Raw genomic sequence first — 11,746 nt, 5'->3', positions numbered from 1 at the left:
AAAGACCTCATCATGTTAGATAAGGTCTTTTTATATACCTCATCGTTCAAAGTAAACTTTGCTAAGGAAAGCACCTTAATCAAATGACTAGGTTGCTGGAGATCATCGGGCCTTATCCCTCACTCACTCTTGATAAGTATTTATATTTCTTTTATCAGTATAGTAAATTCTAATACAGTTCCATTCTTTTGTCAACCAAAAAGAATTATAATAAACGTATTAATTCTAAATATTATTTAGAACTAATACTCTACATTATACAAACTACGCTCTTTTAATATATTTTCTTTTATTTCTTCTGCTAATTCTTCATCAATTGTATCTATTGTTAAAACACTATTAATACCTTTTATCTTTATATTTGCTAAATTTAATTTTGATAATATAGGTCCTTTTTCTAAAGTCACATCTTGTATAGTATTATATGGCAAAAATTCCTTCACCTTAAAAAACACACCTCTAACTAAAGTTATACCCTCTTTGTCAAAACTATATGAATAATTCTCATATTTTAGAGGTACTATTTTCCAAATACATATTCCTCCTACTATAAAAATTAAACCGATAATAATAGAAAATAAAAGATACTCTAATTGCTTTTCTAAAACAAAAAACCTAAAGCTCACAATCCCTAATACTGTTAAAATAGCCATTATAGTTCTAAGTAAGTAATCTAGCTTATAATAAAATTTAGCTTTTTCTGGTAATATATATCGCTCTTTTTTAAATATTATTTGCATAAACAGTCTCCTTTTCTAAGAAATCTTTTTCTAACTTAAGATGATATTGTTTATCATAATATCGTAAATTTATATCAGAGTTATTCCCTATTGAATTAATCTTTAGATGAACAAGATTTAGACGATTTAAGAAATAATGAGTTTGCTTGTTTATTGTTCCAACCTTCTTAACTTTAATAAACTCTGTGACAATTTCCAATCCACTCATATATGTATATTTAAAATTATTGTTATCATAAGCTATTTCATTATTTTTTAACTTATATATTTTTGTTAAAAGACTATAGAAAAGTAAGACAAGATAAAGTACTAAAGCTATCTCTATTTTTTTCATTTCCAAAACTGGAATTTTCACCATATAAAGAAAGAAAAATATAATTAGAGGAAGAAACGCACAATTTATAACACTCCAACGATACATTACAAATCTTGCACGTTTTGGGATTTTCTCCCCTTTTAAACTATTATAATACCCTAAATCTAAACTTAAGTTTTCTTCAATAAATCTTTGTGCCTCTTTTTTTGGAACTAATGGCATAAGATCTATTGTTGTCTTTTGTTCACTCAAATCCTCTGATACTGTTTTCGTTAAAGTTTCCACTGATAACTTTACTAAGCCAAAGAATCTATAGCGTAACGGCTCTTTTATTTTAATACTTTGTAATCTTTCTATATCAATCACTAAAGATTTTTTATTCAATAAGCCATACTTACAAAGAAGATTATTATCTTTTCTTAGTAATGTGAAATTATAGAATTTAGTTACGGTAAATATAATTGAGCCAATTATAACAAGTACTATAAAAACAAGAGTTATTGTAATTAATAACTTAACATCACCTGCTGCACTTTTCGCTCCTTTTTCTAGATATTTATCTACTATATCGCTACTATCAAAAATATACTTAACAACATCCTTAATTTTATCATAAAAAGCAAAAAGTAGACCTAATGCCGCTAAAAATCTCACTCGTAGTAATCCATAAAAAATCAAATCTTTTATACTCAGCGATAGAATTTTCACTTCTTCTTTTTCCTCTATTATTAATCCCAATTCTTCATGCTGTCCAATATCTTGATTATTTATATTAGTTTTATTAACATTTTTCACTTTATTGAGTTTATGAATTAATGCTAAAGCTATATCTTTTTTTAGTGGTCTTATTCTAATCTTATCTGCTACCAAATTAATATCTAATGAAACAAGATTAAAAACTTGATATAAAATATTAGAACTCGTATCTAATGATTGAATATTTTCCAAATTGATATTCTTTATTTTTTTATTGAAAATACCTTCACGATATATTATAACATTATCTGCTACTTCATAAGTCGTTGCCAAATAATTTAACACACCCCATAATATTAAAATTAAACAGATTCCAGCAAGAATTAAATACCTTGGTAATCCATCTTCTCGCAAGAGTAGTATTACAAAAATCCAGAAGAGTTTTAAAACAGAGATAATAAAATCTAAAATTCCTAAAGGATGTACCCGACTTTTTTTTATATTATTCATCTTTGTACCTCCTATATTCTAAATTATCTTTTAATATTTCTTTCAAAATATATTCTAACTCTGTTATATCATCTTTCTCTGCATAAATTTTTAAAAATTCTGATCCACAATTTATCCTTAGCACATAAATATTTGCTAATTTCAACAAAGGATTCTGCACTATTCTATAGTTAAGAACATTATGTACTGGTGCTGTCTTTTCTTCTTTAAAATATGCATAGCACATTGCCTGTCCCACTCTTATATGTCGATTCGTTATTTCATAAAAAGTATTATCTTTATAATTTTTTTGGACTAACATACCAATAAGAGTATTTAAAAATAAACCTCCTATCAATACCCCTGCTATAAGATAGATACTCCAACCTGCTATACTATCAATATTTAAAAGCATTAATAATGCATAAATGCTTCCAATCAAAATTAAACCGAGCCATAAAACATTAAAAAATTTGTAATATATAAACCATTTTCCTACGTGCTTTTTCACAATTTTACTTAACCCTTTACTTATTTTTATTTCTATAATTGTTAATTTCCTATTAAATTAAAATGACGCTCGCGTCCTATTGTCGTATCATCTCCATGTCCTGGATAAACTATTTTTTCTTCATCTAGTTTAAACAAAACATTATGTAGTGAATTTTTCAAAGCATTAAAGTCAGAACCATAAAGATCATAACGTCCAAATCCACTTCTAAACAATGCATCTCCTACGATAATGAATTTTCCAAAATCAAAAGATACTCCACCTGGAGAATGACCTGGAGTTGGTAAAACTGTAAAACTCATGCCTGCAAGTTCGTATTTTTTATTTTCCTCAAATTCAAACTCTGCCGCTTCTGTCATAGGCGCTCTTCTTAATCTAAACATTGTTGAACCATTAAAATCAGGATTACTTAGCCAATCTCTTTCATAAGGTGAAATATACACTGGAACTTTATAATATTTTCTACATTCATCCAGTGACATAATATGATCGAAATGAGCATGTGTTAAAAGAATTGCTTCAATCTTAACTCCTAGTTCTTCTACAGCTTTTTGTATCTTTTCAAAGCCTTCTCCTGGGTCTATTATAAGTCCGCGATCATTTTTATATACTATATAGCAATTTTCTTCTACCATATCCATTACTATTCTTCTTATTTCTGCTTTTGCCATTATATAAATATTCCTCCATAAGTAATATTATTTATATTTTATCTCATTATAAATTTAATAACAAGTCTTGATTTAAATTGTTTTTATAAATCATAATATAATATTCTAAAACCCTCGTTCTAAAATTCTTGTCTTTGTCAACTCTATCTCCATCGGATAAGACTTGACCTTTAGTATTATTTTTTTTATACTTGTATGGTATATTTATTAATATAACATTCTAAGGAGAATACAATGAAATTAAATCTGGCAGCTAAGTTTTCATTACTTAGCATATCTATACTTTTGATGTCCCACTTAGCAATTTCTCCTGTTATCCCAAGTCTTTATAATTTTTATAATGAACAAAATTCTAATATTGGGCTAGCATCTGTAGAGTCACTTGCAACTATACCCGCTATGATGATTACAATTTTCGTTTTACTTAGCAATGTAGTCATAAAATTTTTAGGGAAAAAGAATACTGTTTTACTGGGACTTATTATAATATTTATTTTTGGATTAGTTCCTGTCTTTACATCTAATTTCAAATTAGTCTTAATTAGCAGATTGTTTCTTGGCGCAGGAATTGGACTTTTTAATTCATTATCAATTAGCTTAATCAGCGACTTTTTTGATGATAGTACTCGTGGTACTATGATTGGTCTTCGTACTGCATTTTTAAATATTGGTAAAGCATTAACAACATTTATTTCAGGGTATCTAGTAATATTAGGTGTGCAATATACCTTTTTAGTTTATGCCTTAGCACTACCTATATTTATATTATTTTTATTTTTTGTTCCAAACTCTGAAAATATCTATAATAAAAAAGTAAGTGGTAAATTTCATAAAGAAACTATTTATTTAACAATGCTTACCTTTTTTATCGGTGTTTCTTATATGGGGGCTACAATTAAGATTCCTACATTGTTGATTGAAAAATATTTCTATCATTCTGCTACAGTAACGAACTTATTAACTGTCCTTGCAATTAGTGGTATCTTCTCTGGTTTATTATTCGGATTTTTAGTAAAAAGAGCTAAAAACCTTACATTAACTATTATGCTGAGCTTTATGACTTTGGGTAGTATGATATTTTCATTTTCTAATAATATAGTTTTATTTATTTTAGGAGCTATTCTTATCGGAATTAGTTTTGTTGGGGCTATGTCATTCAACTTCTTTTACATTTCTAATAAGCTGGAAAATAAATTTATTAACTTTAGTACAAGTATTATGTTAGTTGGTGGTAATATTGGTGTCATTTTAACACCTATTATTCTTACTAAACTACCTGAAGCTCTACATTTAGAAAAATTTATAACTCCATTTTATATAACTACACTTGCTATGCTAATATGTACTGTTATTAGTTACTTTAGTTTAAAAGATAATAACAACTAAAAAGAATATTCCTGAAATTCAGGAATATTCTTTTTTCTTAGCTATTTAATAAATCTTTGTATTTTTCTAAAAAATTCTTCAATTCAGAATCTGGTATTTGTCTAGCTAGTACTAAACTTCTTAAATAAACGTTATCTAACCTACAAGTAGCAAAAACTGCCATATTATCATCTCCAGAAATTTTAGTATCAGATAGCCAATTTTTCGAACTTGCTTTAAACTTATTTATAAATATTTGTTTATCTTCTGAATTGTTAGGAAGTTGATATAATTCTGTATTTTCATTAACAACGCTAACACCTGTCACTTCATAATAATATTTTCTTTCCGGTGTTTCAATAACAATAACTCTATGTGTATCGAAATAATCTTTTTTACCAAACCAATTTATATTATTAAAGACTCTAGTATCTAGTGTTATTCGTTTTTCTTCTATACCACCTCGAGCATGCCCAAAAATCCATTTAATATCTTTTTCTGCGAAAGATGCATTGTTTTCATAATCCATAAACACTGCACCGATAAGATTTGATGGCTTATTATAAATATCTGTTACTAAGTATTTACTATTATTTGTAGTCTGTAAAATTGGTTCTTTTAATGAATCTTCACCATCTCCCGGAACATACATATAAGCAATTACATCGCTATTAATATCTCTTAGCTCCTTGAATTTTTTTTCTAAATATTCTTTTTCTGCTTTATCCGGCTTATAACCTTCATCTTTTGTTTCTTGTTGGTCTATTTTTTGTATTTCTTGAATAGGTTGTATATCCTCTCCTGCCTTAAAGTATGAGTATACTCCAAAAGAAATACCTATCACTAATATCGTTAATAATACATATTTTATTATTCTGTTTAATAATCTCTTCTTATTTTCTTCTTTCATAATATTCTAATTCCTTTTCACAAATCACTTTCTGTTTTCATTTATATCCAAACTTATTAGATTTTAGTATATCATTTTTTGTATAAAATTTAAAACTATAACTTATATAAACTACACTAATAAATATATTAACATGAAATCAAAAGGATTTTATCCTACTTTTAATAGAATTAAATCCTTTTGATACATTTGTTTAACTTGTGATTTACAAATAATTTTTATTACCAATTTTTCATAATGTCTAAACTTTATTAAACACTACGTATGTTAACAAAATCTGTTGGTGGCACATTATCTTTGCCTAAATCTGGTTGTCCAGCGGTAATTAAAATATAATCACCTTCTTTTGCTAACCCTGATTCTTTTGAATATTGTGCAGCATTTTCTAACATCTCTTCCATTGTTAAAGTTTTTGGCTCTATAAATGCTGTAATACCTCTTGTCAATGCTAATTTACGTGCTTTTTCTTTTGTTGGTACAACTGCAAGTACTGGTACTTTCGGTCTATATCTTGCTATAAACTTAGCTGTGCTTCCTGATTTAGTGTAAGTTACAATATTGTTAACATCAACAGCATCTAGCAAGTGTTTTGTAGATAATGAAATCGCATGCGCAATATCCATTTTATGTTTTCTGTATTCAGTATCTTCTTCATTGACAACATCTTGTTTTTCAATATATTTTATAATTCTATCTACTGTTTCAAGAACTTCTTTAGGATAACTACCTGTCGCTGTTTCTTCTATAAGCATAATAGCATCTACTCCATCAATAATAGCATTAGCTACATCTGACACTTCTGCACGTGTCGGTCTTGGATTATATATCATCGAATGTAACATTTGTGTTGTTAAAATAACATCTTTAGTAGAATCATTAGCTTTTCTTATTATTTCTTTTTGTATACTTGGAAGATTTTGATAAGGCATTTCCATACCTAACTCATCACGATTAATCATAATAGAATCTGCAAAGCTAATTATTTCATCAATATTATCATAAGCTTCTTTACAGTCTATCTTCACAATTAAACCGATATCCTTTTTCCCGCGACTTGTAAGTATATCTTTAACTTTACGAATTTCATCGATATTACTTACAAATGGACAAGCAATAAAATCTACATCGTGCTTACATGCAAAGTCTACGCTCTCTTCCTCTATTTTTATAAGTTTATACTTGCTTTGTGCATATATATGATCTAAATCATATATAATAGCTGTATTTTTATTTAGCTTTTCTCTTAGTTGCTTTATTTTTTCTATTCTTGAAACATTTTCTTCTTCTTCACCATAATAAGTATCTATTAAAACTACATCTGCTCCACCATCTACAATTTTTTCTAAAATACTATCTGTACTGTTACCTAGTGTTGCTATAACTTTTGATTTTCTAGTCATAAATTTCTACCTCCTCTTAACGACAATTTCTTCAAACCAATTATAACACATTAAATTACTCTTGACTAGATTTTACTCTAATTTTTGAGTATTGGCTTTGCTACCTGATTATAATTAATTTTTTTAAAATGCTGTATTTAGTTGTTATATAGCTATAATATGCTTTTCATTAAATAAAGTATAAAAATAATTATAATATACTAAATTTTATAGCTAATAATTTAATACATTAAATTATTATTTCCTTTTTTTCTTTTCCTACTCCATTCTCTAAATAATCAAGAAATTCCCCAAATAAATTCTCCATTTCTGAATAACTATTTAATTGGTTCAATTCTTTTTTAACTTTAGAACCACCTTTAATTCCCTTCATATAATATGCCGCATGTTTTCTCATTTCATGAACAGCAACTTTCTCTGGTTTTATTTCCATAAGTCGTCTTAAATGTAATAAACAAACATCTATTTTTTCCCTTGGGCTAGGTTCATCACTCAACTCACCTGTCTCCAAATATTTAACTGTGCGATATAACATCCAAGGATTCCCCAAAGCTGCACGCCCAATCATAACAGCGTCACAATTTGTATCATCCAACATTTTTTTTGCTAATTCAGGTGTGGTAACATCTCCGTTCCCAATTACTGGAATTTTCAATTCTTTTTTTACATCACGAATAACATCCCAATTAGCTTTACCACTGTACATTTGTACCTTTGTACGTCCATGAATAGCTATTGCACTAGCCCCTGCTCGCTCTGCATTTCTTGCATTGTCCATAATATAAATATGCTCATCATCCCAACCCATACGCATTTTTACAGTTACAGGTTTAGATACCGCATCTACCAATCTAGCAATTACCTCATAAACCTTATCTGGATCTAAAAGCAACTTACTTCCTGCATCTACTTTTGTTATTTTAGGTACTGGACAACCCATATTTAAATCTATAATATCAGCCTCTGTATTTTTATCTACATATTTTGCTGCTTCTACTAAAGTGTCTATTTCTCCACCAAATATTTGAAGACTAAGCGGACGTTCTCTCGGGTCTATATATAACATATTCATAGTTTTTTGATTATTAAACAAAATGGCTTTATCACTAACCATCTCCGCACAAACCAAGCCCGCTCCAAACTCTTTTGCTGTTAGTCGAAAAGCGGCATTACAAACTCCTGCCATAGGTGCTAAAACAACTTTATTTGGTATTTCTACTTCTCTTATTTTAAACATTCTCTATCCTTTCTTCTATATCTTTTCTAAATAGACTTCAATAGGAGCATCGATATTTTCTAACGATTTTTTTATACTTTTTCCATCTATCTTCACATCACCATACAACTCATAAATAGGTTGTAAAACAAAGTTTCTATCATGAAGATACTTATGAGGAACTGTTAATCTTTCATCATTAAACTTTTGTCCTTTATACTCTATAATATCAATATCTATCGTTCTATTTCCCCAATGTTTCAGGCGAACACGTCCTAGATCTAGTTCTATTTCTTGAATTATATCCAATAATTCATGTGCTTTTAAATTACAATCAACTTCAATACACATATTTAAAAAATTTTGATTTGCTACCCCACCCCAAGCTGGAGTTTGATAAATCTTACTTTGCTTAGTTATTTTAATACCCCTTTGAGATATTTCTTCTAGCGCTTTCCTTAAATATTGCTCTCGGGGTTCTATATTTGTTCCAAGTCCTAAAATAATCATTATAAACTCTCGTACTCCTTGCGCGTTATAAGTAACTTCACGCCACATTCTTTAAAGTGATATTTTATAGGAGCAGCAGGTTTATTAATTGCTAGCTTTATTTCTTTTACTTCTGGAAAAGTATTAAAAATATTTTTTACTACTTCTCCTGCTAGGCGTTCCAACAAATTAAAAGTATTCTCTGTAGAAGTTTTATAAATAACATCTGCTATATCTGCATAACTCACACTATCTACCATTTCATCACTTACTATTGCTCTACTATAGTCGACTAAACATTCTATGTCAAAAATAAACTTTTGTCCTAATTTTTTTTCTTCAGCAAACAATCCATGATTAGAAAAAACTTCAAGACCATCTATAAATAACTTTGTTTCCATGTCTAAACTCCTTAATAGTTATTTTGCTTAACTATAAAATTTTATCATATTTCTAATCTTTTCTCTAATAATTATACTTAAAATAGTTATTTCCCATAAAAAATCAACTCCAATAAATATGAAGTTGATTTTTATTACGTATTTTTTATTTAAATTTTTAAATTATTTAGTTCCTTTTGAAACCACCTTGAATTTATATTTTAATAACTAATGCTTTGATATATCTAAACACAGCTTCCCTACATAAACAGTATATTATAATTTAAAAAGAATTAATATAATTAAATAACATATTATTATAAATTAAAATAATATTTTTATTCTAACTCATTCAACATATTCTTTATTAGTTATTACGTTTTTTTCTTACTAAGAAGAAGGCAACTATAACACCTAATGTAACAAATACTAATGAGCTAGATGAAGTTAATCCTGTTTTAGGTAATATAGTTTTTTCATCTTTACTTCGATTAGTTTTTTCTTTATTAGAATTATCTGATTCACCTGATAATTCAGGTAATGTTGGTTTAACTTCTGGAGTTGTAGATTGTTTTGGTTTACTAAAGTCTATTTGAACAACTACAGGATCATGATCCGATGCTCTTCCATGTTCTTCCATAAATGATGCATTAATATGAACAGGAGAAAATACTACTTTATCTTTAATATTTTTAGAAACTAAAATATTATCTAAACTTTGATTACTTCCACGATAGAAGTATGAATATCTATCTCCCGCATCATGTTCAGCCATTAAGTTTACGAGCTCATTCCCTACTATTGTTTTCACACTATCAGAAAATTCAAAATCATTGAAATCTCCAGTAAGTACAAATTTTAAATTAGGATTTTGGCGTAATCCTTCTTTAATGAAAGCATTCAAAATTTTTGCTTCTTCTATACGTTTTGCTTTAGTATTTTCCACTGATGGTTGATTAGAACCGTAAATTGCATCATCTCCTATTTTAGATTTTAAGTGATTAGCTATAACTACTATTCTTTCACCTTTAAATTCAAATTCAGCAGCTAATGATTTTCTTACTTTATCAAAATGAACATTTGTTGGATCAATTCTTGCTGGATTTTTCTCTAAATGTCCATTTACAAAACGTGCCGCTTCTTCGCTTCCGCCTTTATCTTTTCCAACTAAAGTTACTCTCTTTGGATTATATAAATATGCTACCCTAATATTTGCACCTGGTTTCCCACCATCTTTTCCGTCAACTGGAGCTATTTCAGTATATTTATATTCTGGCCCTCCTAGCTGTTTGATTCTTTGTGCTAGTTTTTCTCCACTCTTAACTCCATCTACAGTTCCGTCATTAACTCCACCATTATTATCTTGAACTTCTATTAAAGTAATAATATCTGGACTATGAACTTCTTTTATGAATGAATTTGCTATCTTATCAACTTTTTCTTCAGGTGTTTCATCATGCCCATTATTATTGGCAGAAAAGTTTTCAATATTATAAGAAGCTATTGTCAACTTATCTTCTGATGGATAGATTTTAGATACCTCTCGTTTTAAGCCTCCATCTTGTAAATTCGGCACATTATTTGGATCAATTTTATATGTTTTATTTCTATAAGTAACTACCCCTGAAATATTTTCAGTAAAGTAATCTTTTGCTTTCGCTACAAATTTATTTCCTACTATAATTGGTAATGTTTCTGTGTTTTGAACTCCAGATCGAAGATTTACACCACCAATATTATTTAATTTTTGGCCTTTATAATCACCTGGTAATACATAGATATCTCCTTTGTATTGGGGCCCTACTACACTTGGTTTATTCACTTCTACAAGCATACCTTCTAAACTTTCCCAATAATCCAAAGCTTCAGTCTCTGGGTTATATTTTGTAGGGGTATTATCTACTATATCTTTAGGCATCTTCCCTGAAATATTAATAGGTTTGGGTAAATCTGTTGTACCTAATTTTGTAATTGTTACATTAGTGATTTGTGTAACTGTCAAACTTCCTGCTGGAGTTTTAAAAGTTTGTCCTTCTTTAACAGAATATTCTTCCATATATCCTTCTTTAACAATACCTTGTACTTTTAATAAGTCCCCTACTTCAACGTTATCTTTCGATGCAACATAGATTGCATCAGATGTTCTTGGATTGTTATCAGATACTTTATCTTGGACATAAAAACCAGTTTTATCCTTTTTAGTAACAATGACATTATTTATTATTACTTTATTTCCAACTAAAGGACTTAGATGACTTTCACCTTGTATCTCTCCTATATTTTTTACCTCTTTTGGTATTTCGGTATTTTCATTTGGAATTGAAGGTGCAACAACTTCTGTTTTTACTTCTGCAGCTAATACTTTATTCGCTTCAGGTAGTACATAAGTTCCTCCTAATACCGCAGTTGCTAATAATATTGATAATTTATATTTCTTCACAATATGGACTCCTTGCATACAATTTTATGTTAACTATTTTACTATTATTTTTATTAATAAGCAACACCAAATATCTACCTTTATATAAAAAATCTCTAATATAGCTTTAACTACATTAGAGAT

Annotated in this window: 11 protein-coding genes and 1 riboswitch; of the genes, 1 reads left to right on the top strand and 10 read right to left on the bottom strand. The window is 28.3% G+C overall.

Translation table 11 applies throughout. The features are described from left to right. Positions 1-36 precede the first annotated feature (36 nt). Positions 37-139: riboswitch (SAM riboswitch) on the bottom strand. A gap of 103 nt (positions 140-242) precedes the next feature. The 4 genes from DQN46_RS01940 to DQN46_RS01925 form a co-directional block, all read right to left on the bottom strand. Beyond that, the gene (locus DQN46_RS01940) at positions 243-740 is read right to left on the bottom strand and encodes a PH domain-containing protein (RefSeq protein WP_111742817.1); all 498 of its coding nucleotides are present in this window, start codon (positions 738-740) and stop codon (positions 243-245) included. Further along, positions 724-2,262, bottom strand: a complete 1,539-nt coding sequence (locus DQN46_RS01935; RefSeq protein WP_111742816.1) for a PH domain-containing protein — start codon at positions 2,260-2,262, stop codon at positions 724-726. The genes DQN46_RS01940 and DQN46_RS01935 overlap by 17 nt, the downstream gene beginning before the upstream one ends. Further along, positions 2,255-2,656, bottom strand: coding sequence for a YdbT family protein (locus DQN46_RS01930; protein WP_170120625.1), 402 nt, complete (start codon positions 2,654-2,656; stop codon positions 2,255-2,257). The genes DQN46_RS01935 and DQN46_RS01930 overlap by 8 nt, the downstream gene beginning before the upstream one ends. A 137-nt stretch (positions 2,657-2,793) precedes the next feature. After that, complete coding sequence (locus DQN46_RS01925; RefSeq protein WP_004633009.1) at positions 2,794-3,423, bottom strand: MBL fold metallo-hydrolase; 630 nt, start codon at positions 3,421-3,423, stop codon at positions 2,794-2,796. Between the two features lie 234 nt (positions 3,424-3,657). On the opposite strand from DQN46_RS01925, the gene DQN46_RS01920 reads away from it, so the two are divergent. Further along, positions 3,658-4,809 (top strand): MFS transporter, encoded by a 1,152-nt coding sequence (locus DQN46_RS01920; protein ID WP_111742814.1) that lies wholly within the window; start codon positions 3,658-3,660, stop codon positions 4,807-4,809. Positions 4,810-4,846: 37 nt separating this feature from the next. Here DQN46_RS01920 and srtB read toward each other — a convergent pair whose 3' ends face one another. The 6 genes from srtB to DQN46_RS01890 form a co-directional block, all read right to left on the bottom strand. Continuing rightward, positions 4,847-5,698, bottom strand: a complete 852-nt coding sequence (srtB, locus tag DQN46_RS01915; RefSeq protein ID WP_111742813.1) for a class B sortase, LPKTxAVK-specific — start codon at positions 5,696-5,698, stop codon at positions 4,847-4,849. A gap of 251 nt (positions 5,699-5,949) precedes the next feature. After that, on the bottom strand, positions 5,950-7,098 hold the full coding sequence (locus tag DQN46_RS01910; protein WP_111742812.1) for a pyruvate kinase: 1,149 nt from the start codon (positions 7,096-7,098) through the stop codon (positions 5,950-5,952). 229 nt (positions 7,099-7,327) lie between these two features. Continuing rightward, complete coding sequence (gene dusB / locus DQN46_RS01905; RefSeq protein ID WP_111742811.1) at positions 7,328-8,335, bottom strand: tRNA dihydrouridine synthase DusB; 1,008 nt, start codon at positions 8,333-8,335, stop codon at positions 7,328-7,330. A 15-nt stretch (positions 8,336-8,350) separates the two neighbouring features. Beyond that, on the bottom strand, positions 8,351-8,824 hold the full coding sequence (gene folK / locus DQN46_RS01900) for a 2-amino-4-hydroxy-6-hydroxymethyldihydropteridine diphosphokinase (protein ID WP_004633020.1): 474 nt from the start codon (positions 8,822-8,824) through the stop codon (positions 8,351-8,353). After that, positions 8,824-9,204, bottom strand: coding sequence for a dihydroneopterin aldolase (gene folB / locus DQN46_RS01895; RefSeq protein WP_111742810.1), 381 nt, complete (start codon positions 9,202-9,204; stop codon positions 8,824-8,826). Before folB ends, folK begins: the two co-directional genes overlap by 1 nt. 346 nt (positions 9,205-9,550) lie before the next feature. Then, complete coding sequence (locus tag DQN46_RS01890) at positions 9,551-11,623, bottom strand: endonuclease/exonuclease/phosphatase family protein (protein WP_111742809.1); 2,073 nt, start codon at positions 11,621-11,623, stop codon at positions 9,551-9,553. Between the last annotated feature and the right edge of the window lie 123 nt (positions 11,624-11,746).

The organism is Gemella morbillorum, assembly GCF_900476045.1.
Classification (GTDB): Bacteria; Bacillota; Bacilli; order Staphylococcales; family Gemellaceae; genus Gemella; species Gemella morbillorum.
The sequence above is the reverse complement of the archived record's forward strand: the minus strand, read 5'-3'. Positions and strand labels throughout refer to the sequence as shown.